The organism is Pseudomonas sp. CCI4.2, from assembly GCF_034350045.1.
Lineage (GTDB): Bacteria > Pseudomonadota > Gammaproteobacteria > Pseudomonadales > Pseudomonadaceae > Aquipseudomonas.
In genome coordinates this window covers 4358523-4383295 of record NZ_CP133781.1, presented here as the reverse complement: position 1 = coordinate 4383295, position 24773 = coordinate 4358523, and the positions used below count along the sequence as shown (strand labels likewise).

Annotated in this window: 24 protein-coding genes; 15 read left to right on the top strand and 9 right to left on the bottom strand. The window is 57.3% G+C overall.

Features of this window, described 5'->3' with window-relative positions; genetic code table 11:
• The first annotated feature begins 281 nt into the window (after nucleotides 1-281).
• Complete coding sequence (gene greB / locus RHM65_RS19870; protein WP_322169848.1) at nucleotides 282-755, top strand: transcription elongation factor GreB; 474 nt, start codon at nucleotides 282-284, stop codon at nucleotides 753-755.
• 21 nt (nucleotides 756-776) lie between these two features.
• Here the strand turns inward: greB and RHM65_RS19865 are convergent, their stop codons facing one another.
• Nucleotides 777-3290, bottom strand: a complete 2514-nt coding sequence (locus tag RHM65_RS19865) for an ABC transporter permease (RefSeq protein ID WP_322169851.1) — start codon at nucleotides 3288-3290, stop codon at nucleotides 777-779.
• Nucleotides 3290-3973, bottom strand: a complete 684-nt coding sequence (locus RHM65_RS19860) for an ABC transporter ATP-binding protein (RefSeq protein WP_322169855.1) — start codon at nucleotides 3971-3973, stop codon at nucleotides 3290-3292. Before RHM65_RS19860 ends, RHM65_RS19865 begins: the two co-directional genes overlap by 1 nt.
• 10 nt (nucleotides 3974-3983) lie before the next feature.
• Here RHM65_RS19860 and RHM65_RS19855 point away from each other — a divergent pair, with 10 nt between their 5' ends.
• From RHM65_RS19855 to RHM65_RS19845, 3 genes are all read left to right on the top strand, one after another.
• On the top strand, nucleotides 3984-4589 hold the full coding sequence (locus RHM65_RS19855) for an arylesterase (RefSeq protein WP_322169858.1): 606 nt from the start codon (nucleotides 3984-3986) through the stop codon (nucleotides 4587-4589).
• Nucleotides 4590-4644: 55 nt separating this feature from the next.
• Nucleotides 4645-4938 (top strand): hypothetical protein, encoded by a 294-nt coding sequence (locus RHM65_RS19850; RefSeq protein WP_297839358.1) that lies wholly within the window; start codon nucleotides 4645-4647, stop codon nucleotides 4936-4938.
• Nucleotides 4939-5038: 100 nt separating this feature from the next.
• Nucleotides 5039-6004: a L,D-transpeptidase family protein gene (locus RHM65_RS19845; protein WP_322169862.1), complete on the top strand. Its 966-nt coding sequence runs from the start codon at nucleotides 5039-5041 to the stop codon at nucleotides 6002-6004.
• A 135-nt stretch (nucleotides 6005-6139) separates the two neighbouring features.
• Here the strand turns inward: RHM65_RS19845 and RHM65_RS19840 are convergent, their stop codons facing one another.
• Entirely contained in the window at nucleotides 6140-6391 is a 252-nt protein-coding gene (locus tag RHM65_RS19840; RefSeq protein ID WP_003347084.1) for an Lpp/OprI family alanine-zipper lipoprotein, read from the bottom strand.
• A 641-nt stretch (nucleotides 6392-7032) separates the two neighbouring features.
• Between RHM65_RS19840 and RHM65_RS19835 the strand changes: the two genes are divergently transcribed.
• A complete protein-coding gene (locus RHM65_RS19835) occupies nucleotides 7033-7314 on the top strand; it encodes a GNAT family N-acetyltransferase (protein WP_322169876.1) in 282 nt (93 codons plus the stop codon).
• Nucleotides 7315-7405: 91 nt separating this feature from the next.
• On the opposite strand, the gene RHM65_RS19830 is transcribed toward RHM65_RS19835, so the two are convergent.
• Complete coding sequence (locus RHM65_RS19830) at nucleotides 7406-8482, bottom strand: 3-deoxy-7-phosphoheptulonate synthase (RefSeq protein WP_322170911.1); 1077 nt, start codon at nucleotides 8480-8482, stop codon at nucleotides 7406-7408.
• A gap of 309 nt (nucleotides 8483-8791) precedes the next feature.
• On the opposite strand from RHM65_RS19830, the gene RHM65_RS19825 reads away from it, so the two are divergent.
• The 5 genes from RHM65_RS19825 to cysB all read left to right on the top strand — a co-directional run bounded on the left by RHM65_RS19825 (nucleotide 8792) and on the right by cysB (nucleotide 12703).
• Nucleotides 8792-9127, top strand: a complete 336-nt coding sequence (locus tag RHM65_RS19825) for a thioredoxin family protein (protein ID WP_322169880.1) — start codon at nucleotides 8792-8794, stop codon at nucleotides 9125-9127.
• 11 nt (nucleotides 9128-9138) lie between these two features.
• On the top strand, nucleotides 9139-10095 hold the full coding sequence (locus tag RHM65_RS19820) for a putative 2-dehydropantoate 2-reductase (RefSeq protein WP_322169883.1): 957 nt from the start codon (nucleotides 9139-9141) through the stop codon (nucleotides 10093-10095).
• 17 nt (nucleotides 10096-10112) lie between these two features.
• Nucleotides 10113-11018, top strand: a complete 906-nt coding sequence (locus RHM65_RS19815; protein WP_322169886.1) for a 5'-nucleotidase — start codon at nucleotides 10113-10115, stop codon at nucleotides 11016-11018.
• Between the two features lie 94 nt (nucleotides 11019-11112).
• Nucleotides 11113-11604 carry a universal stress protein gene (locus RHM65_RS19810; RefSeq protein WP_322169889.1) on the top strand — a complete coding sequence of 164 codons (492 nt, stop codon included), beginning with the start codon at nucleotides 11113-11115 and terminating at the stop codon, nucleotides 11602-11604.
• Between the two features lie 124 nt (nucleotides 11605-11728).
• A complete protein-coding gene (gene cysB / locus RHM65_RS19805; protein WP_322169892.1) occupies nucleotides 11729-12703 on the top strand; it encodes an HTH-type transcriptional regulator CysB in 975 nt (324 codons plus the stop codon).
• Nucleotides 12704-12822: 119 nt separating this feature from the next.
• Here the strand turns inward: cysB and RHM65_RS19800 are convergent, their stop codons facing one another.
• Nucleotides 12823-13557: a phosphoadenylyl-sulfate reductase gene (locus RHM65_RS19800; RefSeq protein ID WP_322169896.1), complete on the bottom strand. Its 735-nt coding sequence runs from the start codon at nucleotides 13555-13557 to the stop codon at nucleotides 12823-12825.
• A gap of 177 nt (nucleotides 13558-13734) precedes the next feature.
• Between RHM65_RS19800 and thrH the strand changes: the two genes are divergently transcribed.
• Complete coding sequence (gene thrH / locus RHM65_RS19795) at nucleotides 13735-14352, top strand: bifunctional phosphoserine phosphatase/homoserine phosphotransferase ThrH (protein WP_322169898.1); 618 nt, start codon at nucleotides 13735-13737, stop codon at nucleotides 14350-14352.
• Nucleotides 14353-14446: 94 nt separating this feature from the next.
• Here the strand turns inward: thrH and pabB are convergent, their stop codons facing one another.
• The 4 genes from pabB to RHM65_RS19775 are packed head-to-tail and all read right to left on the bottom strand — an operon-like array spanning nucleotide 14447 to nucleotide 18927.
• Nucleotides 14447-15790 (bottom strand): aminodeoxychorismate synthase component I, encoded by a 1344-nt coding sequence (gene pabB / locus RHM65_RS19790; protein WP_322169902.1) that lies wholly within the window; start codon nucleotides 15788-15790, stop codon nucleotides 14447-14449.
• A 55-nt stretch (nucleotides 15791-15845) separates the two neighbouring features.
• The gene (locus RHM65_RS19785; protein ID WP_322170914.1) at nucleotides 15846-16829 is read right to left on the bottom strand and encodes an alpha-L-glutamate ligase-like protein; all 984 of its coding nucleotides are present in this window, start codon (nucleotides 16827-16829) and stop codon (nucleotides 15846-15848) included.
• Entirely contained in the window at nucleotides 16829-18385 is a 1557-nt protein-coding gene (locus RHM65_RS19780; RefSeq protein WP_322169906.1) for an inactive transglutaminase family protein, read from the bottom strand. Before RHM65_RS19780 ends, RHM65_RS19785 begins: the two co-directional genes overlap by 1 nt.
• Nucleotides 18386-18390: 5 nt before the next feature.
• Nucleotides 18391-18927 carry an ATP-dependent zinc protease gene (locus RHM65_RS19775; RefSeq protein WP_322169909.1) on the bottom strand — a complete coding sequence of 179 codons (537 nt, stop codon included), beginning with the start codon at nucleotides 18925-18927 and terminating at the stop codon, nucleotides 18391-18393.
• A 329-nt stretch (nucleotides 18928-19256) separates the two neighbouring features.
• On the opposite strand from RHM65_RS19775, the gene RHM65_RS19770 reads away from it, so the two are divergent.
• The 4 genes from RHM65_RS19770 to acnD all read left to right on the top strand — a co-directional run bounded on the left by RHM65_RS19770 (nucleotide 19257) and on the right by acnD (nucleotide 24759).
• A complete protein-coding gene (locus RHM65_RS19770) occupies nucleotides 19257-19973 on the top strand; it encodes a GntR family transcriptional regulator (RefSeq protein WP_322169913.1) in 717 nt (238 codons plus the stop codon).
• Nucleotides 19970-20857, top strand: coding sequence for a methylisocitrate lyase (prpB, locus tag RHM65_RS19765; protein ID WP_322169916.1), 888 nt, complete (start codon nucleotides 19970-19972; stop codon nucleotides 20855-20857). Before RHM65_RS19770 ends, prpB begins: the two co-directional genes overlap by 4 nt.
• Nucleotides 20858-20949: 92 nt before the next feature.
• Nucleotides 20950-22077 carry a 2-methylcitrate synthase gene (gene prpC / locus RHM65_RS19760; RefSeq protein WP_322169919.1) on the top strand — a complete coding sequence of 376 codons (1128 nt, stop codon included), beginning with the start codon at nucleotides 20950-20952 and terminating at the stop codon, nucleotides 22075-22077.
• A 90-nt stretch (nucleotides 22078-22167) separates the two neighbouring features.
• Nucleotides 22168-24759 carry a Fe/S-dependent 2-methylisocitrate dehydratase AcnD gene (gene acnD / locus RHM65_RS19755; RefSeq protein WP_322169922.1) on the top strand — a complete coding sequence of 864 codons (2592 nt, stop codon included), beginning with the start codon at nucleotides 22168-22170 and terminating at the stop codon, nucleotides 24757-24759.
• Nucleotides 24760-24773: the final 14 nt, after the last annotated feature.

The following is a 24773-nucleotide window of genomic DNA, read 5'->3' as shown; positions in this document are numbered from 1 at the left end:
CTTTAAGCTCAGTTTAGTAGCTCGACCAGCGGTTCATTACCCGCTGATCGGCGTGGCTAGACCGCGTTGTCATGACGTTTATTCAGAATTGGATGTGTTAATCACAGGTACTGATCGCCGTGAGTGACCACCCCACATCGTTGCGCGCTTGGGTTGCGCCGGGGCGGTTGAAACCACGCTTGCTTTTTTCCGAGCGGACGGGTCTATTCTCGGTTCGTTGGGTTGGGCCACGCTTTTTCACGGCGCACGCTCAGGGCTACTAGAGAAAAGCGAGCAATCGATTGAGCACACAGATCATTACAAAGGAAGGTCATGAGGCCCTGAAGCAGGAGCTTGATTATCTTTGGCGAGTAAAACGCCCGGACACGACGCAAAAAGTCACGTGGGCAGCGTCGTTGGGTGATCGCAGTGAAAACGCCGATTACCAGTACAACAAGAAATTGCTGCGGGAAATCGACCGTCGTGTGCGTTATTTGCGCAAGCGGCTGGAAGACATGCGGGTGGTCGAGTATTCCCCCGAGCAGGAAGGCCGGGTCTATTTTGGCGCTTGGGTTGAAATCGAAAACGAAAGCGGTGAAACCAAACGCTTTCGTGTGGTGGGTTACGACGAAATCTATGGGCGGATGGATTACATCTCTATTGATTCACCCATGGCCCGCGCGCTGCTTAAAAAAGAAGTCGGCGACGATGTGATCGTGCCGACTCCGGGGGGTGACATGAGCTGGTGGATAAACGTTATCGAATACCCGAAATAGGTGGAACGCTCCGGTTACTCATCAGCCGTCTCGCAATACAGTCAACGGGCTGACGTTCAATGCGCGGCGGGTGCCGAACACACCGGCTCCGCCCACCAGTGCCGCCCCCATCACCGGTAACAGCAGCAGCCACGCATGCGGGTGCCATTGCAGGTTGAAAGCGTAACGGTACAGCGCAAAGCTCACCAGTTCGCACCCCAACGCGGCCAACACACCGCTTGCCGCACCCAACAAACCGAACTCGATGCGTCGCGCCTTGATCAGCAAGGCGCGTTCGGCACCCAGTGCGCGAAGCAGAGCACCTTGGCGAATGCGTTCGTCGAGGGTTGCTTGTAAGCCTGAGAACAGCACCGCAAGCCCGGCCGCGAGAACGAACAACAGCACGTATTCCACGGCTATCGTCACTTGGGCGAGGATGCTGCGCAGTTGCTCAAGCAGCGCTTCGACCTGAAGGATAGTGATCGCCGGGAAGGTCCGTGAAAGCTCGACAATTTGCTGGTCGTTACCCGGTGCTAAATAAAAGCTGGTGAGGTAGGTGGTGGGCAAATCCTGGAGCGTACCGGGTTGGAAAATCATGAAAAAGTTCGGCTGGAAGTTATCCCAACTGACGTCGCGCAGGCTGGTGACCTGAGCTTCGCGGGTCATGCCACCCACTACAAAATTCATGTGATCGCCGAGCTTGAGTTTGAGACTTTCGGCGAGTTTGGATTCCACTGACACACCGGGGATTTTGTCGGCCGCGACGTTGCCCTTGGTGTCCCACCAAGTGCCGGCACTTAAGCGATTTCCTTGGGGCAGGTCTGCGGCCCAGGTCAGGCTGAGGTCGCGTTCGGTGGCGTTTTCGCCTCGGGAATCTTTGCTGACGATGTTGCGCACCGGCTCGTCGTTGATGCTGATCAAGCGCCCAGGGATGATGGGGTACAGCGGCGACGCATGGGTGGAAAGGCCGGCCATGCGCTCGGTGAAGTGGTCTTTGTCCCCCGGCAGAATGTTGAGCACGAAGTAATTGGGTGCGTCTTTGGGTAACTGATTTTGCCAAGTGTCGAGCAGCTCTCCTCGCAGCAGGGCGATCAACGCCATGGACAGCAGAATCAGTCCGAACGCCAGGGTTTGCCCCGCGGCGGCCAACGGATGACGTAGCAGTTGCCCCAACCCCAAACGCCACGGCAGTGATGCACCGGCCAACAGGCGGCGCAAACTTTGCAGTGCCAACAGCAATAAACCGCCCAACACCACGGCGGCGATGATGCCGCCGCCGAGCAGGGCAAAGGTCAATACCAGGTCCAGGCTCAGGCGCCACATGATCAGGCCCAGCGCCAGCAGTGCGGCGCCGTACACCAGCCAAGAGCTGGCGGGGATGGGTAGCATGTCTCGACGCAATACCCGCAGCGGCGGCACCCGCCCCAGCGCGGCCAATGGCGGTAACGCGAAGCCGGCAAGGGCGACGAGGCCGGTGCCGATCCCGGCAATCGCGGGTAGCAAACCACCGGGTGGAACGTCGGCTGGCAGCAGGTCATGCAGCAGCGCGAACAGGCCCAATTGCGCCAACCAGCCTAATAAAGCGCCGGTGAGACTGGCCAGAAGACCGAGTATGGCTAGCTGAAGACTGAACAGTACCAAGGCTTCATTACGCGACAAACCCAGGCAACGCAGCAGCGCGCTGGCATCGAAACGTCGAGCGGCAAAACGCGCGGCGGAGAGTGCAACGGCGACGCCCGACAACAGCACCGCAACCAGACTGGCCATGTTCAGATAACGTTCAGCCTTGCCCAGTGCCCCACCAATCTGGCGATTGCCGTCGCGGGCATCCTGCAGCCGTTGATTGGCAGCCAGCCCTGAAGTGACCTGTTGACGGTAGGCTTCTAACGACGCATGGCTGCCACGCCATAATTCCTTGTAACTGACCCGACTGCCGGGCTGGACGACGCCGGTGGCGGCCAGGTCTGCCAGATTGATCATGACCCTAGGGGTCAGGCTGTAAAAATTCCCGGCGCGGTCGGGCTCATAGGTCAGCACCCGGCTCAGGCGCAAGGTTTTAGAGCCGACGTCAATGTTGTCGCCGACTTTTAGATTCAACGCGGCAAACATCCGTGACTCGGCCCAAGCTTCACCCGGTTGGGGTCTACCGCCCGGTTCTTCTGCTTGATAGGGCGCTGCGGCGCTTTTCAGTTCGCCGCGCAACGGGTAGCCAGCGTCGACGGCTTTCACGCTCGCCAACTGAATACCGGTGTCGGTGGCAATCACGCTGGAAAACTCGATGACCTGAGCGTGGTCCAGTTTCAGCGTGTTGCCGGCTTCGATCTGAGCGGGCAGCGCGGGGCTGGTGCCTTCGAGAATCAAATCGGCGCCGAGGAACTCGGTGGCGCGCAACAGCATGGCACCGTTCAGACGGGCACCGAAATAACCGATGGCAGTGCTGGCTGCCACGGCAACCAAGAGCGCGAAGAACAATACCCGCAATTCTCCGGCACGTGCGTCACGCAGCAGTTGTCGGGTCGCAAGGCTCAGCAAACGTTGAAACGGCAAGCGTGCCATCAAGGCTCCAGAGGGGCGACCAATCGGCCACCTTCGAGACGGATCAGGCGCCGGCAGCGGTGGGCCAGACGTTCGTCATGGGTGACCAACACCAGGGTCGTGCGCCGCTCCTTGTTCAGTTCGAACAACAGATCGCTGATCCGTTCACCGGTGTGGCTGTCGAGATTGCCGGTGGGCTCATCGGCAAACAACACGTCGGGGTCAGCGGCAAACGCGCGGGCGATGGCCACGCGTTGCTGCTCGCCGCCTGAGAGCTGGCGGGGTGAGTGGGTCAGGCGTTGGCCCAGGCCGACGCGCTCCAGCAGCAGTCGCGCCTGTGCCCGTGCGTCTTTACGGCCTTCCAGTTCCATAGGCAGCATGACGTTTTCCAGCGCATTAAGGCTGTCCAGCAACTGAAACGACTGGAACACAAAACCTACGTGTTCAGCACGGATCCGGGCGCGCTGGTCTTCATCCAGTTCGCCGAGGTTGCGTCCCGCCAGCGTGACCGTTCCTGCGCTGGGCAGGTCGAGACCGGCGAGCAAGCCGAGGAGGGTAGATTTGCCCGAACCCGAGGCGCCGACGATGGCCAGGCTGTCGCCCCTGTTCAGTTCCAGGGAGAGTTCGTGCAGGATAGTCAGGTCACCTTCCGTGCTGGGGACCACTTTGCTGAGGTTCCAGGCACTAAGAATACTTTCGCTCATGGAGAATCCGATGCGTGCGTGGCTTTTAAGTGCAGGCCTGGGCTTAATGCTGATCTCTCAAGGAGCGGCGGCGGGCACGGTGCTGATCGTTGGGGATAGTATCAGCGCGGCTTTCGGGCTGGATACCCGCCTGGGGTGGGTATCGCTGCTGGGGCAGCGTCTGCAGAAAGAAGGGATTGCCGACAAAGTGGTCAATGCGTCTATCAGCGGCGATACCAGTGCGGGAGGGCAAGCGCGGCTGCCTGCGCTGCTTGCAGAGTATAAACCGCAGTTGGTGATCCTCGAATTGGGTGGCAACGATGGCTTGCGCGGACAGCAGCCAGCTAATTTGCAACAAAATCTTGCGTCGATGATCGACAGCGCTCGGGCTGCGGGTGCCAAGGTCCTGCTGCTGGGGATGCGCATACCGCCGAATTACGGCGCGCGTTACACCGAGGCCTTCGCTGCGGTGTATGGCAATTTAGCAGTACAAAAAAAAGTTGCGCTGGTGCCGTTTTTTCTTGAAGGCGTGGGCGGTATCCCGGAGCTGATGCAGGCCGATGGTCTACACCCGGCCGTCGCGGCTCAAGGCAAGTTGCTGGACAATGTCTGGCCGACGCTAAAACCGCTGCTTTGACGCTGTTCTAACCGCAGGGTTTGGGCTAAGGTGTCGCCCCGATTTGGAGCCCCCGATGCCGCGTCCCGCCTGGTCTTTATTTGCATACCAACTCATCGAACCTGATGACCAGCTTGACCTGTTCGCCTGTCAGGAGGTGCGAGTGCACCTGGTCGCGCGACAGCTGGAATTAGGCGGCACTATCGACCGAACGTTGTGCGGCACCTTGCTGCCTGCTCAGCCGCGATGGTTGGGGGTTAATCGAGTGAGGTTGCGTGACGAGCGCTTGTGTTCTCTGTGTCGAGCGATTCTTGAAGCACAGAAACGTGGCACCCGGCCGATTTGGCCGGAGCTGCGTTTCAGCCAGTAAATCGGTCATCCCGAGTAAATCGTTAGGCAACTCCCGATTCCAAGGGCAGCGGTGTACAATTGCGCTACTTTTCCCGTCGCATACACCAAGGATTTTCCGGATGTTGTCGCGCATTCCCGTGGTCGCCCGCTGTTTTTCGCTTGCTGCGCTTTGTGCGGCGGGTCCTGTTGCCGCACTAGAGTTCCCGCTGCCAACAGCTGGCGAAGACATCGTGGGTCAAGTACAAACCATCACCGCCAAATACGAAGACACGTTTGCCGACCTTGGAACTCAATACGATTTGGGTTATCTGGAAATGATCGCGGCCAACCCTGGCGTTGATCCATGGTTGCCGGGTGCGGGCACGCAGATCGTGTTGCCGACCCGCTTCGTTCTGCCACCCGGTCCTCGGGAAGGGATCGTGATCAACTTGGCGGAGTACCGGCTTTATTACTACCCGAAAGGCAAAAACGTCGTTGATACCTACCCGCTTGGTATCGGCCGCGAGGGCTGGGGTTCGCCGGTGGCGATCACCAAGATCACCGCTAAAACACCGAACCCGACATGGACCCCGCCGGCTTCAGTAAAAGCTGAACATTTGGCTGACGATGACCCGCTGCCTAACGTGGTACCGGCTGGTCCGGACAACCCATTAGGGCCGTTCAAGTTCGGCCTTGGTTTGCCCGGTTATCTGATCCACGGGTCGAACAAGAAATTTGGTATTGGCATGCGCACCAGCCACGGCTGCTTCCGCATGTACAACAACAACGTGTTGGAACTAGCCGGTATCGTGCCGATCGGGACGCCTGTGCGGATCATGAGCGAGCCCTACAAATTCGGTGTCAGCGCTGGCAAGGTGTACCTTGAGGCGCACGCTCCGCTCGACGGAAACGGCAATCCTTCAGCAGATGACAAACACACCGCAGTGATCAACGCGTTACTTAAGCGTGAAGACCTTGCGGCCAACCTGCAGATGAATTGGGATGTGGTTCGGGACGTGGTCGCTGCTGAAAACGGCATGCCTGTTCAAATTGCGGTGCCAGGAGGCGGCGCAACAATCTCAAGCGCCCCCACCACCGCGCAATAACGGACCCATTAAAAGCCTGCCCGCACGGCCTTGAATCTCAAGGTTGAGCGGGCGGGCTTTTTAGTGTCCGGTGTCCAGGCATTAAAAAGCCGATCCAAAACTGGATCGGCTTATTAATAATCTCAGCGGAGATTATTACTTGCGGCTAGCCTTGTCCAACATACGCAGAGCGCGTTCGTTGGCTTCGTCAGCAGTTTGCTGAGCTTTTTGAGCAGCAGCCATAGCTTCGTCAGCCTTGCGATAGGCTTCATCAGCACGTGCTTGCGAACGAGCTGCTGCGTCTTCAGTAGCAGTCAGACGAGCTTCGGTTTCTTTGGATACGCTGCTGCAACCGGTGGCCAATACTGCTGCCAGAGCCAGAGCAGAGAATTTCAGAACGTTGTTCATCGTGTTCCCCTTAAGGACTTTCTAAAAATAGTCATCTCTCGAAAGTGAGAAAATGACCGGCGTACATACTACCCATTGTTTGTAGTAAGTAAACTGAGGAAGCGCAAGAAGCGGACAAATTTCTCAGGATTGAAACTATCGTCTAACTTCTCGCGTTTCTTGTGCAAAATTATTCGCGCTCATCACGACAACTTTCGGCCCCTGTTCTTGCGCGGACCGAGGCTCAAACACGCCCTCTGCCGACGATTAAAAAGGATAGCTGGCTAATTGTCGAGTCTATTGAGACTAACGATTGCTGATTGTCTCGAGTCCGTCATACATCTGCCTCTTTGCGCACAATAAGAGGTGACTTTTTCAGGGCGGACTCGTCTCAAACTCAGCATCCGGCAATGGGCCGAAGGAGTGTCAGCATCGCCCCGTGTGATTGTGACAATTGCAGTGTGGATCCGGTCTTTTTGTCGGCCTTTTTGCAAGCTGCTTGAGCAAACACAGGAATGACGCCTACTATTTGGAGGTGCTCGTGTTGGTCAACAGCCAGTCTGATTTCGGTGTCCAAATTGGCACGGGTGGCGTAGAGGTTCCTTCGCCGGAAAAACATCGGTAAGGTAGAGGTCTAATTTCAAGACCCGCGAGGAGTAGTGATGAGCGAGGCGTTGTCCATCCACCATGACCAGGCCGGTCATCAATTCGAGACCAACGTGGACGGTCATCGTGCGTACCTGACCTACATGGACTTGGGTAAGCAGACCCTCGATATCTATCGAACCTTCGTGCCCAATGCGCTTAGAGGTCGGGGTATCGCTGCTGCGTTAACCGAGCAAGCGCTCGCGTACGCAGACAGCATGGGTTATACGGTGATTCCTTCGTGTTCCTATGTCGAGCGCTACATGGAACGCCATCAGCGCCACATGGCTAAGATCTGATCGGCTGTCGAGGCAAGTACTGACGCTACAACGAAAAACGCCGAGCATATGCTCGGCGTTCTTGTGTGGGCGGTCAGTACACGCGCAGGGATCAGCCGCGTTGACGCTTGGGCAGGACGTCCTTGAGTTTCGCGTGCATGCTGCGCAGGGTTTTCTCGGTGCTTTGCCAGTCAATGCAGGCATCGGTAATCGACACGCCGTATTGCAGTTCTGCCAGGTCCTTGGGGATCGACTGAGCGCCCCAATTGATGTGGCTCTCAACCATCAAGCCGATGATTGACTGATTGCCTTCGAGGATCTGGTTGGCGACGTTCTCAATGACCAGCGGTTGCAGCGCCGGGTCTTTGTTGGAGTTGGCGTGGCTGGCGTCGACCATGATGTTTGGACGAATACCCGCTTTGTTCAGCGCCTGCTCGCACAGCGCGACACTGACCGAGTCGTAATTCGGTTTGCCGTTGCCACCGCGCAACACCACGTGACCGTAGGCATTGCCTTTGGTGGTGACGATGGACACGCCACCTTCCTGGTTGATGCCGAGGAAACGATGGGGGCTGGAAACTGACTGCAAGGCGTTGATCGCAACGGTCAAGCCACCGTCAGTGCCGTTTTTGAAGCCAACAGCGGAAGACAGGCCGGAAGCCATTTCGCGGTGGGTTTGCGATTCAGTGGTGCGCGCACCAATGGCCGACCAACTGATCAGGTCCTGCAAATACTGGGGAGAGATCGGGTCGAGGGCTTCAGTGGCGGTTGGCAGGCCCATCTCCGCCAGATCAAGCAATAGCTGACGGCCGATGTGCAAGCCATCTTCGATCTTGAACGAGTCATCAAGGTAAGGGTCGTTGATCAAGCCTTTCCAGCCAACAGTCGTGCGCGGCTTCTCAAAGTACACACGCATCACCAGGTACAAGGTGTCGGAGACTTCGGCAGCCAAGGCTTTAAGGCGATTGGCGTAATCGTGAGCGGCTTTGATGTCATGGATCGAGCAGGGACCGATCACCACGAACAAGCGGTGATCCTTGCCGTCAAGGATGTTGCGGATCACTTCGCGGCCTTTGGTCACTGTGTGCAGGGCTGCGGCAGTGAACGGGATTTCGCGCTTGAGCTGATCCGGCGTGATCAGAGTCTCGTTGGAGGAAACGTTGAGGTCGTCAATCGGTAAATCAGCCATCGTGTTACTCATCAGGTCACGGGTGCTGGCCCCCAACGATTCCCGTGCGGCGGAGCCAAGCATGATTGAGTGCGACGGGGGAGGAACCTTAGCGCGTTACCCGGTTGTTCGACAATGGGTAAACGCGGGTTTTATGCCGTGTGCAGGCGGCCTTTCACCTGTAGGCGGCAACTTGTTGGCGAAGCTTTCTCAGCGGGGTGCCAGGTAAACCGCTTCGCCAACAAGACGGTATCTACAGAACTCGGGCAAGATTTTACAAATGAGGCAACGAAGACGGATAGTGTGCAACCCAACTTCAGGACCCGCTGTGTGAGCCCATTGGAACTGACAGATTTCGACATAGACCATCGTTTGCTTGAGCTGCCAGGCGTTTCGCTGCTGATTTTTACTGGGGCAGGCTGTGCAAGTTGCCGTTGGGCGCGGCGTGAGTTGCCGGCCTTCGAGCTGCCCGTAGACCGTTTATGCTGGATCGATGCAGGCGACAACGGTGGCGCGGTGCAGCGTTATCAGGTGTCTGGTTTGCCAGCGATGTTTGTGGTCCGTGACGGCGAATTTTATGGCGCGCTGCATTCACGACTCACCGTGACCGAGCTGAGCGCGGGTATTAAGCAGGCATTGAGCCTGAATTCCGATGAATTGCCCTAACAGGAGTGCGCATGACGACTGAAACGAAAAAACCCAGGATTGGCATCATTGGCACCGGCGCCATTGGTGGTTTCTACGGCGTGATGCTGGCTCGCGCCGGTTTTGATGTGCATTTTCTCCTACGCAGTGAGTTTGCCGTGGTGTCGGAAAAGGGTCTGACGATCAACAGCGCCGAGTACGGTGTTATGACGCTGAACCCGGTCCAGGCGTATTCGTCGGCTGCGGATATGCCACCTTGCGATTGGCTGCTGGTGAGCACTAAAACCACCGACAATGCTGGTCTAGCTCCTCTCATCGCCCAGGCAGCGGCGCCTGGGGCCAAGGTGTTACTGCTGCAAAATGGTCTGGATGTCGAGGACAGCTTGCGTGCGCTGCTGCCTGAGTCGCTGCATTTGCTTGGCGGCTTGTGTTTCATCTGCGTTCATCGCACAGCCCCAGGGGTTGTCACGCATCAGGCGTTCGGTGCGGTCACGTTGGGTTATCACAGCGGTTCGGCTTCGGATACGGCTGCCGGGCAAGCGATCGCCGAGGAGGGCGCCGAACTGTTTCGCCAGGCTGGGTTGGAATCACGGACGATGGCCAACGTGCATCAGGCGCGCTGGCAAAAGCTGGTCTGGAATATTCCGTATAACGGCTTGTCGGTGTTACTCAAGGCCAGTACCGCACCGCTGATGGACGACACAAACAGCCGCGATCTGGTTCAAGCATTGATGAAAGAGGTTATGCAAGGCGCTTCGGCGTGCGGGCACGTTATGCCTGAAGGTTATGCCGAGCAATTGTTCGCCGCGACTGAGAAAATGCCCGATTACTGGCCGAGCATGTACTTCGATTACCAGGAAAAACGACCACTGGAGCTGGCGTCAATTTACGCGAAGCCACTTCAGGCGGCGCTGACCGCTGGACACGATATGCCAAAAATTCGGGCGCTGTATCAGGCGCTGGCTTTTATTGACGCGCATAACGGTTGAATCAGCCAGGGGGCGACATGACGACCGGGCTAAGCAATAAATTGGTATTGGCCATTTCTTCACGGGCATTGTTTGACCTGCGCGAGAGCCATGCGGTGTATGTGGCCGACGGGGTGGAAGCCTATCGGCAATACCAGATCGAACACGAAGAAGAGATCCTTGAACAGGGTGACGCTTACCTGCTGGTGGAAAAACTGTTGAGCCTCAATGCGCAGTTGGATAAAGCCCGGGTCGAGGTGATCCTTGTATCGCGCAACAGCGCTGATACCGGCTTGCGGGTATTCAACTCGATTCAATATTACGGGCTGGATATCACCCGGGCAGCCTTCGTTGGCGGACGTAGCCCTTATCCCTATTTGGCCGCGTTCGGCTGTCACCTGTTCCTCTCGACCCACCCCGATGATGTGCGCAGCGCGCTGGAAGCGGGTTTTGCCGCCGCGACCATTTTGTCCGGGGGTTCAGGGCGTGCCGCGAGTGCTGAGTTGCGTATCGCATTTGACGGCGATGCCGTGTTGTTTTCCGACGAGTCTGAGCGGGTGTATCAATCAGGCGGACTGGAAGCGTTTCAGGCGAGCGAGCGTGAGTCCGCACGTGAGCCGTTAGGCGGTGGGCCATTCAAACCTTTCCTGGCGGCACTCAATCTGTTGCAGCGCGAATTCCCTGAGGACGCATGCCCCATCCGCACAGCGCTGGTGACAGCGCGCTCGGCGCCGGCCCATGAGCGGGTGATTCGCACCTTGCGCGAGTGGGACATTCGGCTGGATGAGTCTTTGTTCCTCGGTGGCCTGGAGAAATCAGCGTTTCTGGAGGCATTCGCGGCGGACGTTTTTTTCGATGATCAACCAGGACATTGTGAAAAGGCGCGGGAGGTTGTGGCGACCGGCCATGTACCCCACGGGATCAGTAACGAACTAAAAATTTGAACCTCGGCCGCCTCGTGTGGTGCCAGCCGTCGCAGTCGCCAACACGCTGCTAAGCTGAGTCAATCTCCGCCATATTGGCAGTCGAGGAGGTCATATGATTCGCTCCATGCTCTATGCCACTGACCTCGGTCTTTATGCCCCCTATGTGTTGCAGCATGCCCTGGCGCTGGCTAGAACATTTAACGCTGAGTTGTATGTCATTCACGTCGTCGAGCCCATGGGATTGTTCGCGGAGTCGGTGTTGCAGAGCTATCTTGATGAAGCGGCCTTGAAGGAATTGCACAGCCAGGGCTTGAACACCGTGATGGAGGGTATCGAGCAGCGTGTGCTGGATGGTTTTCGGGACGAGTTGGGGGAGGGGCATCAGGATTTGGCGTTGATTCGTACGGTTCAGGTCATTCAGGGGGACCCATCGAACGTGATACTCGAACAGGCGCAGAAGCTGGCAGTGGATCTGTTGATTGTCGGCAGTCACAGTCACGGCACAGCAGGCGATACCCCTTTGGGGCGTACGGCCGCGAAGGTTCTGCAACTGTCAGAGGTGCCGGTGTACATGGTTCCCATGCTGCAGCACCGTTTACGTTGACCGCTAATCCTCTAGACGTGCTATTTAAAAATGATGAAAAAGTTCTAGCTTTATTCCTCCGACCATTAATATAGTTATATACCGTCGCTGATAATCGTGGCGTCTACTGCTTTGAGGGATACATATGAAGCTTCAACAATTGCGCTACATCTGGGAAGTGGCGCACCACGACCTCAACGTTTCCGCCACGGCTCAGAGCTTGTACACCTCTCAGCCCGGCATCAGTAAACAGATCCGCCTCCTCGAAGACGAACTGGGTGTTGAGGTCTTTGCCCGCAGCGGCAAACATCTGACGCGGGTGACCCCGGCCGGCGAACGAATCATCACCACCGCAGGCGAGATACTGCGTAAGGTCGAGAGCATCAAGCAGATCGCTCAAGAATTTTCCAATGAGAAAAAAGGCACGTTGTCGATTGCCACCACCCACACTCAGGCGCGTTATGCCTTGCCCCCGGTGATCAGCAATTTCATTAAGCAATACCCTGACGTCGCATTACACATGCACCAAGGTTCGCCGATGCAGATTGCTGAAATGGCGGCTGACGGTACTGTGGATTTTGCGATTGCCACCGAGGCGCTGGAACTCTTCGGCGACCTGGTGATGATGCCGTGCTACCGCTGGAACCGGTGTGTCGTAGTGCCTCACGGCCACCCGCTGACCAAGGTTGCAAAGCTCACTCTGGAAATCCTCGCCGAATACCCGATCGTCACTTACGTGTTCGGCTTTACCGGCCGATCGAAACTGGACGAAGCGTTCAGCCATCGCGGTTTGACCCCAAAAGTGGTGTTTACGGCGGCCGATGCTGACGTGATTAAAACTTATGTGCGGTTGGGCCTTGGTGTAGGCATCGTGGCGAAAATGGCGGTAGACGCCAAACTCGACAGCGATTTGGTGGTGCTGGATGCCAGCGATCTGTTCGAGGCCAGCGTGACCAAGATTGGCTTCCGACGCGGCACTTTCTTGCGCGGTTTCATGTGCGACTTCATCGAGAAATTCGCACCGCACCTGACTCGGGAAGTGATGGCAAAAGCGATCCAGTGCCATAACAAGCAAGAGCTCGAAGAGCTGTTCGCCGGGGTTGAATTACCGGTGCATTGATCAGGTCAGTGTGAGCCCTTCATAAACTTGTGGGAGTCGGCTTGCCGACGAAGGCGGTGGATCAGGCTCAACCGAGTCAAGCCCTTCGCAGGCAAGCCTGCTCCCACAGGTTATGCGTGTTACACCTTCGCGATCAAGTTCCCGGAATGCAGGCCGCATTCTTTTTGCGTGGCTTCTTCCCACCACCAGCGGCCTTCGCGCTCATGCTGGTTCGGTAGTACCGGGCGGGTGCAGGGTTCGCAGCCGATGCTGATAAAGCCGCGTTCATGCAGGGTGTTGTACGGCAGCTCCAGCATGCGGATGTAACCCCAGATCTCTTCACTGGTCATTTGCGCCAGCGGGTTGAATTTATACAGCGGGCGCTCCGGCGTCGAAAACGCACTGTCGATTTCCATGACCGCTACTTCACTGCGAGTGCTCGGGCTCTGATCCCGACGTTGGCCGGTGGCCCAGGCACTGACCCCGGACAGCTTGCGACGCAGCGGTTCGATCTTGCGGATACCGCAGCATTCGCCATGGCCATCTTTATAGAAGCTGAACAAGCCTTTCTCTTTGACAAATGGTTCCAGAACAGTCCGCTCCGGGGTCATCAGCTCGATGTCGATCTTGTAGTGCTCGCGGGTCTGCTCGATAAAACGGTAGGTTTCCGGGTGCAGGCGACCGGTGTCGAGGCTAAAAACTTTGACGTTCTTGTTCAGCTTCCAAGCCATGTCCACCAGCACCACATCTTCGGCACCGCTGAATGAGATCCAGACGTCGTCACCGAAATGCTCGAAGGCCAGTTTTAAAATATCCTGCGCGGACTTTTTAGCGTAAGTCGCGGCAAGGGCAGCGACGTCGAAGGGTTGGCTCATCAGGCGGCTTCCTGTAGTGGTGGCGCTTGGCGCGCTCGTATGGGCGCGATAGTAACAAAAACCTTCCACCAGTTCCCGGTTTGACGGGCTGGCGTCGCCGTGAATGAGCCGTTAGAGTGCCGCTAGTTTTGAAGTCGCCCCATTGAGGCGGCCTAATTGAAGTGCTAGGAGTGATCTGTGGAAATTGCCTGTCTCGACCTTGAAGGTGTATTGGTCCCGGAAATCTGGATCGCGTTCGCCGAAAAAACCGGTATCGAATCGCTGAGAGCCACCACGCGGGACATTCCCGATTACGACGTGCTGATGAAACAGCGTCTACGCATTCTGGATGAACACGGTTTGAAGCTTTCCGATATCCAAGCCGTGATTGCAACCTTGAAACCATTGGACGGCGCCATTGAGTTCGTCAACTGGCTGCGTGAGCGGTTTCAGGTAGTGATTCTGTCGGACACCTTCTACGAATTTTCGCAGCCGTTGATGCGTCAATTGGGTTTCCCGACCCTGCTGTGTCATCGCCTGATCACCGACGAGACGGATCGAGTGGTGAGCTACCAGCTGCGTCAGAAGGATCCGAAGCGCCAATCAGTACTGGCCTTCAAGAGCTTGTATTACCGGGTAGTAGCCGCAGGTGATTCGTACAACGACACCACGATGCTGGGCGAAGCGGACGCCGGGATTTTGTTCCATGCCCCGCAGAACGTGATTCGCGAATTCCCGCAATTTCCGGCGGTGCATACCTTTGAAGACCTGAAGCAGGAATTCATCAAGGCCTCGAATCGCGAGTTGAGCCTGTAAGACGCCTTCGCGAATGAATTCGGTCCCACAGGGGGTGTGTGATCCCGATGGGAGCGAATTCATTCGCGAAAGAACTAGCGAAATCACCCCGCATTCAAAGCCCCTGCAACGTCTCCAACAAGATCCGCACTTTGGTGATCGATTCCTGATATTCCGCCTCACAGTCTGAATCAGCAACAATCCCGCCACCGCCCCAGCAAGACACTTTCCCGTCTTTGGCCAGCAAGCTGCGAATGGCGATGGAGCTGTCCATCTCGCCGCGCACGTCCAGGTACAGCAACGACCCGCAATACAACCCACGGCGTGTGGGTTCCAGCTCGTCGATGATTTGCATCGCCCGGATTTTTGGTGCCCCGGTGATCGAGCCCCCAGGAAAGCTACCCGCGATCAGGTCCAAGGCGTCTTTGCCCTCCGCCAGTTCGCCGGTAACGCTGCTGACCAAGTGGTGTACGTTTGGATAGGTTTCCAGGCTGAACAATTCCGGTACTTTTACCGAGCCAATGCGGCAGGTACGGCCCAAGTCGTTGCGTAACAGATCGACGATCATCAGATTTTCCGCCCGATCTTTATCGCTGACCAATAACTCAGCGGCAAATGCTGCGTCCTCAGCCGGATCGTTGCCGCGCGGGCGGGTCCCTTTAATCGGGCGTGTTTCAACGTGCTGGCCGGTGACGCGGGCGAATCGTTCTGGCGAGAGGCTGAGCACTGCGTTGTTGTCGGGTAGCGCCTGGAAACCGGAAAAGGGCGTGGGGCAGGCGCTGCGTAGCGCGCAATACGCCGCCCACGGATCGCCCTCATAGGCTGCTTGAAAGCGCTGGGCGAAATTCACCTGATAGCAATCACCGGCCTGAATATACGACTGAATGCGCGCAAACGCGCTGCGATAATCACTGGCGCTCAGGTTGGCCTCAAACGCGGTGGTCAGTGAGAAGGCTGGAGCTTCAACGGCGGACTTCTCGGCAAACAGCAGGCGTAAACGCTGACGTTCGCTGGCAGCCAATGCGGGATGGAACACCAGTTGGCTGGTGCAGTGCAGGTGATCGCTGATCATGGCCCAAGCATAAACACCCAACCGCGCATCCGGCAGTTGCAGGTCATCATGGGCGTGAACCTGCAAAGGTTCGAGGCGCCGGCCAAAGTCATAGGCGAGATAACCGATAATGCCGCCCGCGAATGGCAGTGGTGATGAGTGGGGTAACTCGGCGTGACCCAGTGTGTCGAGGCCGTCGCGCAGGCGCTGGAGAAAGGCGTCGCCGGTTTCATTGGGTCGCGCGAGCAATTCAATGGAAGGCCAGGCGCTGAGCAGATCGAAGCGTCCCCGATCGGCAGTTGGCCGTCCGCTGTCGAGCAGCACGGCACCGGGCGCATGACGCACCCGCGAGAAATACGCGGCCGGGTCAGGGCAGTAGGGCAGTGGATGTACGGCGCAAATGGGCATTCGAAGAGGATCAGCGGTGGGGGGCGGCGATTGTAATCCTCCCGAGGGCTGACTCCTAGAGGGCAGCGCTCGGCACATGACCGAACAGTTCCTGCACAAAACGTACGCGCTCTTGGGCTGAATCCTGTTCGTCATTCAGTGCCAGTTGGGCAAGACGCTCTTCAACGGCGTGGGCGCGATGGGTCAAGCCACAGTCGTTGGCGATCTGAATGTTCAAGCCGGGGCGGGCGTTGATTTCGAGGATCAGCGGGCCTTTGTCTTGATCCAGCACCATGTCGACGCCGATGTAGCCGAGACCGCACAGTTCATAGCAGCCGGCGGCGAGCTTCATGAACCCATCCCAATTCGGCAACTGCACACCGTCCACGGCATTGGTGGTGTCGGGGTGCTTGTGGATGATGCTGTTGAGCCAGGTACCGTGTAGCGTTAAACCCGTCGCCAAATCGACACCCACCCCAATGGCGCCTTGATGCAAGTTGGCTTTGCCGTTGGACTGACGCGTCGGCAACCTCAGCATCGCCATGATGGGGTAACCCATCAGGACGATAACCCGAATATCGGGTACGCCTTCGAAGCTGATGCTCCTGAAAATCTGGTCCGGCTTGACCCGGTATTCGATCAGTGCGCGATCCCGATGGCCGCCCAAGGAATATAGGCCGGTAAGGATGCTGGAAATCTGATGCTCGATTTCTTCATGGCTGATTATCTTGCCGGAGACCGTGCGGAAACGCTCTTCGAAGCGGTCGGCGATTACCAGAATCCCATCGCCGCCTGCGCCTTTGGCCGGCTTGATCACAAAGTCGTCGCGCCCGCCGATGATCTCATCGAGGCGGGAGATTTCCTTTTCCGTGGAAATTACCCCGTACATCTCGGGTACGTGAATGCCGGCCTGAATGGCGCGTTCTTTGGTGACGATCTTGTCGTCGACAATGGGGTACAGGCTGCGTTTGTTGTACTTGAGCACGTAATCCGCATTGCGCCGGTTGATGCCCATGATCCCTCGGGCTTCAAGTGCCTTCCAGGTTTTCCAGAGGCCGATCATTTAACCTGTTCCTTCTCGTCCTTGAGCTCTTTATCGAGAAAGGCTTTGAAACGGATCAGCTCAGTCAGGCGATAGCCGCGGTAGCGACCCATGGCCAGCATGAAGCCCACCAGAATAAACAGCACGGCGGGGAAGGTGAAGACGAAGTAAATCAGCTCCGGCACGCTCATGATGATATGTGCCAGGGAGGCGGCAAACAGCGTGCCGATGGCGACTTTCATCGCATGGCCGCTGCCGCGCTCTTCCCAGGTGATCGACAGGCGTTCGATGGTCATGGTCAAAATCACCATGGGGAACAACGCCACTGATAAACCGCGCTCCAGGCCAAGTTTGTGGCTGAACAAACTGATGGCGGCGATCAGCACCACCACAAACGTCAGCACCACCGACAGTCGCGGCAGCATCTGCAACTTCAAGTGCTCAAGGTATGAACGCAGCGACAGACCCAGCGCGGTGATGATCGTGAACAAGACGATGCCGAAACCCAGCTGCGTCTCTCGAAACGCCAGCGCGATCAGCACCGGGGTAAAGGTGCCGAGGGTTTCAAGGCCGACCAGATTGCGCAGGATCAGAATCACCAGCACGCCAATCGGGATCATCACCATGATCATGAACGTTTGCTGGGTTTGCAGCGGCAACCCGTACAGCGAATAACCCAGGAAATCTCCGTCGGTATTGGCGTCCGTGAGCTTGGCCAGGCGGATCGCGTTCATTTCGCTGTTGTTCAGCGTGAAGTTGACCGTGACTTTTTTGCCGCCCTCGACGCTGATCAGGTTTTCATCGCCAACCCACCACAGCAGGCGGTCGGTCGGCATGCCCTGTTCACCGGTGTCCGGGTTGAAATAAAGCCAGGCTTTGCCGTTAAAGCTGCGCAACCACAGTTCCGGGGTTTGCGGCTGATCGGCGACCAAACGCAAGGTGTGGACCTTTTCGATGGGCACGTGGGCAATCGACAGCAGCAATTCTGTGATTCGCGCTTTGTTTGAGGTGGCCGTGTCGCCGGCCAGCAGCAACTTCACGTTATCGTCGCTGAGGTTGTTGACCCGTTTGATGGCTTCGGTGATAAAGGTTTCGGTGTCCGCCGAGTGCTGGCGAATTGGTGCGAGCAGGGCTTCAGCGGCGATTTTTTCCGGGCCTTCGATGGCGATGCTGTCGCGAAACGTCGGGCCTTTGATCTTGGGTTTGTCGCCGCTGTAACGTTTAGTCAGTACCAGTCGGTAATACAGCGTCTGGTTACCGGTCGCACGCCGGGCCGACCACGTGACTTTGCGATTGCCGTCGACGCGGTTGACGCTGACCCCATAATTGTTGGAGATGAAGCTTTCATTCAGGCTGACGAAGTCGTGGCTCAGTGGCGGCACGAACATCTGGATCTTGACCGGGTCTTTGGGGTTAGCGACGAACTCGACCTTGGCGTCGATGTTCCACAAGTCGTCGGTCTCATCCTCGGTCACCGGAATGCCGAGCACAAGGATCTGATACGCCGTGACCGCGATCCCCAGTGTCACCAGGACAGCGATCAAGATTTTCAGATGGAGGGTGATGGAACGCATGGGTATTACTCTGCGGTATGAGCGTCGGTAGCGCAGGCAGGTTTGCCGGCTGCGTATTTAAGACTGGGATCGACCAGCGCATCAAAATTCATCAGTGCTTCTGAACCAATCAAAAGCGGGTATTGGAATGCGCTTCTGTCAGTCAAGTTCACTTCGATGTTTCTTAAAGTCTTTCCCATGCACACATCGAGACTGATGACCGGGCGCGCCGTGTATTTCTTGTCGTCGTCAGGGTCGTAATCACTGGCGCGCCGCTTGATTTTACTGACCCGCGCCAACGGCCGTTCAATCGGGTGGGCATGGGCGTCATCAATGGCCAGGTAGAAACGCACCCAGCGCTCGCCATTACGTTTGAAACGTTTGATGTCCCGAGCGCTCAAGGACGCAGTTTTGGCGCCGGTGTCGAGTTTCGCTGCCACTTCCAGGTCAATGTCGGACAGGGTCGCGTATTCGTTCAGGCCGTACACGGTCTTGTCAGCGCCGGCACTTAAGCCGGGCAAGGCCAATAAACAGAGGAAGGTAAGAAAGGGTTTGAGTCTCATAGGTCCTGGCGCAATAGATGATGAAACGGTGCAGCAGCGGGGCGCGGCATTCTAGCATGAAGGATTTAGCCTGCTCCCTAAGTAAAGGATCGCCAGAGTTTGTAGGAATATTCCCTGATTCTAAGGATCCACACATCCGATGAACCTGTAGGAGCCAACGTGTTGGCGAAGGTCCGGCGCGGTGTGTCAGGTCCAACGCTTCGCCAACACGTTGGCTCCTGCAGGGGGTTCGCGATATTAGACGATTGTCGACAGTTTCTACATATTGGTTGACGAATTAGGGCTTATTGGCTAATTTTAGCGCCAGTCGCTACCAAGGTGTTGACAATATGTTGGATGCAGTCGAAATAGCAGGCACGACACAGGATGATTCCGAAACGTTGTCCGAGAACGTCTTTCGGCGCATCCAGGCGGCTATTGTTAAAGGTGATATCGCGCCGGGCAGCAAAATCTCTGAGCCTGAACTGGCGCGCACCTACGGCATCAGCCGCGGCCCCTTGCGTGAGGCGATCCATCGTCTTGAAGGTCAGCGGCTGCTGGTGCGCATTCCTCACGTTGGCGCTCGGGTGGTTTCCCTGAGCCATGCAGAACTGATCGAACTCTACGAAATACGTGAGTCGCTGGAAGGCATGGCCTGCCGCCTTGCCGCTGAGCGCATGACCACCGAAGAAATCGATGAGTTGCGCCGCGTGCTCGACACCCACGAACGTGACGCAGCGTTTCAAGCCGGTGTTGGTTACTACCAGCAAGAAGGCGATTTCGACTTTCACTACCGGATCATCCAGGGCAGCGGCAACCAGACTCTCGCCCAGATGCTCTGTGGTGACATGTACCAACTGGTTCGCATGTACCGCATCCAATTTTCTGCAACACCCAATCGTCCGCGCCAGGCGTTTGCCGAACACCACCGAATTCTTGATGCCATCGCCGAGCGTGACGGTGAACTGGCTGAACTGTTGATGCGCCGTCATATCGGCGCTTCGAAACGTAATATTGAGCGCCATTATCAGGCCGCTCCCCCATCGACCGCCCGAGGTGATAAATGAGCAATAAGACTACTCCCGGCCAGCGTTTCCGTGATGCTGTTATCAGTGAACATCCACTGCAAATCGTTGGCGCAATCAATGCCAACCATGCGCTGTTGGCCAAGCGCGCCGGTTTCAAAGCTATTTATCTGTCGGGTGGCGGTGTGGCAGCGGGTTCGCTGGGCTTGCCAGACTTGGGTATTACCGGTCTGGACGATGTGCTGACTGACGTGCGCCGCATCACTGACGTCTGCGACCTGCCGTTGCTGGTCGATGTCGACACGGGGTTTGGCTCTTCAGCGTTTAACGTGGCACGCACCGTTCGCTCGATGATCAAGTTCGGCGCTGCGGCGATTCATATCGAAGACCAGGTCGGCGCCAAGCGCTGCGGCCATCGTCCGGGTAAAGAAATCGTTTCACTGCAAGAAATGGTCGACCGCATCAAAGCGGCGGTTGATGCCCGTACCGATGACAGCTTTGTGATCATGGCGCGGACCGATGCACTGGCTGTTGAAGGCCTGGAATCGGCATTGGATCGGGCTGCGGCCTGTATCGAAGCCGGTGCTGACATGGTATTCCCGGAAGCGATCACCGAGCTGGACATGTACAAGCTGTTCGCCGCTCGGGTAAAGGCGCCAATTCTAGCCAACATCACTGAATTCGGCGCGACGCCGCTGTTCACTGTCGACGAATTACGCTCTGCCGATGTTTCGCTGGTTCTGTACCCGCTGTCTGCATTCCGCGCCATGAACAAAGCGGCTGAAAACGTTTACGGCGCAATCCGCCGTGATGGCAGCCAAAAGAACGTGGTGGACACCATGCAAACCCGCATGGAGTTGTATGACGCCATCGATTACCACACCTTCGAGCAAAAGCTCGATGCGTTGTTTGCCAACAAAAAGTGATCCTGATGTCGATCCAGACCTAACCTTGTCTGGACGGCAATTGCCATGCAGTTCGATGGTGCTCCCCAATAATTTCAAGAGTGGAGAAAGCAATGGCTGAAGCAAAAGTATTGAGCGGCGCTGGCCTGCGTGGTCAGGTTGCCGGCCAAACGGCCTTGTCGACGGTGGGCCAGGAAGGCGCTGGGCTGACGTATCGCGGCTATGACGTGCGTGAGTTGGCCGCCGAGGCGCGTTTCGAAGAAGTGGCTTATCTGCTGCTTTACGGCGAATTGCCGACCCAAGCCGAATTGGCTGCTTATATGAAGAAGCTGCAAGGCCTGCGTGATTTGCCGCAAGCCTTGAAAGAAGTGCTGGAACGCATTCCTGCCGACACCCACCCGATGGACGTCATGCGCACCGGCGCGTCAATGCTCGGTACGTTGGAGCCTGAAACCAGCTTCGACCAGCAGCTCGACAGCACCGACCGCTTGCTCGCCACCTTTCCGGCGATCATGTGCTACTGGTACCGCTTCAGCCACGACGGCGTGCGCCTCAATTGCGTAACGGATGAAGCCTCCATTGGCGGTCATTTCCTGCACCTGCTGCTGGATAAGAAACCCAGTGAACTGCACTGCAAAGTCATGGATGTATCACTGATTCTTTACGCCGAACATGAATTCAACGCCTCAACCTTTACCGCGCGGGTCTGCGCATCAACCCTGTCGGACCTGTTTTCCTGTGTGACGGCGGCCATTGGCACCTTGCGTGGTCCATTGCACGGCGGTGCCAACGAAGCAGCCATGGAAATGATCGAGCGCTTCAGCTCGGCTGACGACGCCGTGAAAGGCACGCTGGCCATGCTGGAACGCAAGGACAAGATCATGGGCTTTGGTCACGCGATCTATAAAGAGTCAGATCCGCGCAATGAGGTGATCAAGGGCTGGGCGAAGAAGCTCGCTGATGAGGCTGGTGACACCGTGCTGTACCCAGTCTCCGAAGCCATCGACAAGACCATGTGGGAACAGAAAAAGCTGTTTCCGAACGCCGACTTCTACCATGCCTCGGCGTACCACTTCATGGGCATTCCGACCAAGCTGTTCACGCCGATTTTTGTCTGCTCGCGCTTGACTGGCTGGGCAGCGCACGTGTTTGAACAGCGCGGCAATAACCGCATCATCCGTCCGAGCGCCGAGTACATCGGCGTCGAACAGCGCACGTTCGTGCCAATCGAACAACGCTGATCGGGAGCAGGGGAGTGGCTACCGGCTTTACCACTCCCAAGCCCTTTGCCCCCGACCCTTTGAATCGCCCGTGATCGAGTCCCCATCGCCATGAACAGTGAATACCGTAAGTCTCTGCCCGGCACCCGCCTGGATTTTTTCGACACCCGCGCTGCGGTTGAAGCCATCAAGCCTGGGTCCTACGACACGCTGCCGTACACTTCTCGCGTGTTTGCCGAAAACCTGGTGCGCCGTTGCGACCCGGCCACGTTGAACGCGTCGTTGGGTCAGTTGATTGATCGCAAGCGCGATCTCGACTTTCCGTGGTTCCCGGCGCGCGTGGTCTGCCACGACATTCTGGGTCAAACCGCGCTGGTCGACCTCGCCGGTTTGCGTGACGCGATTGCGGCCCAAGGTGGGGACCCGTCGCTGGTCAACCCGGTAGTGCCAACGCAGTTGGTGGTTGACCACTCGCTGGCCGTTGAACACGGTGGTTTCGAAAAAGACGCGTTCGAAAAGAATCGCCAGATCGAAGACCGTCGCAACGAGGACCGGTTTCACTTCATCAACTGGACCAAAAAAGCGTTCAAGAACATCGACGTGATTCCACCGGGCAACGGCATCCTGCACCAGATCAACCTGGAGCGGATGTCGCCGGTGATTCAGGTGCTTAATGGCGTGGCGTTCCCGGACACACTGGTCGGCACCGACAGCCACACACCCATGGTGGATGCCTTGGGCGTGATCGCCATCGGTGTTGGCGGCCTTGAAGCTGAAAGCGTCATGCTCGGCCGCGCCTCATGGATGCGCCTGCCGGACATCATCGGCGTGGAACTCAGCGGCAAGCCGCAAGAAGGCATTACTGCCACCGACATCGTTCTGGCCTTGACTGAATTCTTGCGCAACCAAAAAGTCGTGTCCTCCTACCTAGAATTCTATGGCGCCGGCGCCGCACACCTGACCTTGGGCGACCGTGCGACGATTTCCAACATGACCCCGGAGTTTGGTTCCACGGCGGCCATGTTTTACATCGACAAACAAACCATTGATTACCTGAAACTCACCGGTCGCGATGACGAACAAGTGCGTCTGGTTGAGTTGTACGCCAAAGAAACCGGACTCTGGGCTGACAGCCTGAAGAACGCCGAATACGAACGCGTGATTTCATTCGACCTGTCCAGCGTCGTGCGTAACATCGCCGGTCCGTCGAACCCGCACAACCGCGTGCCTACTTCGGAACTGGCTGCACGGGGTATCAGCGGCATCGTCGAAAATGAACCCGGCCTGATGCCGGATGGCGCCGTGATCATTGCCGCGATCACCAGCTGCACCAACACCAACAACCCGCGCAACATGATTGCTGCCGGGCTGCTGGCGCGTAACGCGAACCGCTTGGGCCTGACCCGTAAGCCGTGGGTGAAAACCTCCCTGGCGCCAGGTTCCAAAACCGTGACGTTGTACCTGCAAGAAGGCGGGTTGCTTTCGGAACTGGAACAGCTGGGCTTCGGTGTCGTGGCCTATGCCTGCACCTCGTGCAACGGCATGTCCGGCGCGTTGGACCCGGTCATTCAACAGGAAGTGGTGGAGCGCAAGCTCTACGCCACCGCCGTGTTGTCCGGTAACCGCAACTTCGACGGGCGGATTCACCCTTACGCGCAGCAGGCATTCCTTGCCTCGCCGCCGTTGGTCGTGGCCTATGCCATTGCCGGCACCATCCGTTTTGACATTGAAAAAGATGTACTGGGCATCGACCCACAGGGCAATCCAGTCACCCTGAAAGACATCTGGCCGGCCGACGAAGAAATCGACGCGGTATTCAAGGCCAGCGTCAAACCTGCGCAGTTCAATCAGGTGTACATCCCGATGTTCGCCATTCAGGAAGACGACGGCATCAAAGTCGGCCCGCTTTACGACTGGCGTCCACAGAGCACCTACATCCGTCGTCCGCCGTATTGGGAAGGCGCACTGGCTGGCGAGCGTACCCTCACAGGCATGCGTCCATTGGCGGTGCTACCAGACAACATCACCACCGATCACCTGTCGCCGTCCAACGCGATCATGCTCGACAGCGCAGCGGGTGAATACCTGGCGAAAATGGGCTTGCCGGAAGTCGATTTCAACTCCTACGCCACTCACCGGGGCGACCATTTGACCGCTCAGCGCGCAACCTTTGCTAACCCGCGCTTGCGTAACGAAATGGCGATGGTCGACGGCAAGCTGAAAGAAGGCTCGCTGACCCGTATCGAACCCGAAGGCCAAGTGACGCGGATGTGGGAAGCCATCGAAACCTACATGGAGCGTAAGCAGCCGCTGATTATTATTGCCGGCGCTGATTACGGTCAGGGCTCGTCCCGCGACTGGGCGGCCAAAGGTGTGCGGCTGGCCGGGGTTGAAGCCATCGCGGCGGAAGGTTTCGAGCGTATTCACCGGACCAACCTGGTGGGCATGGGTGTGTTACCGCTGGAGTTCAAGCCGGGTGTCAATCGCACCACGCTGGGCATCGACGGCAGCGAAACCTTCGACGTGATTGGCGAGCGCATTCCGCGCACCACCTTGACGTTGGTGATCAATCGCAAGAATGGCGAGCGAGTCGAGGTGCCCGTCACCTGCCGCCTCGACACTGCCGAAGAAGTGTCGATCTACGAAGCGGGCGGCGTGCTGCAACGTTTCGCACAAGACTTCTTAGAATCGGCCACGGCTTAAGCCAACAGGACACC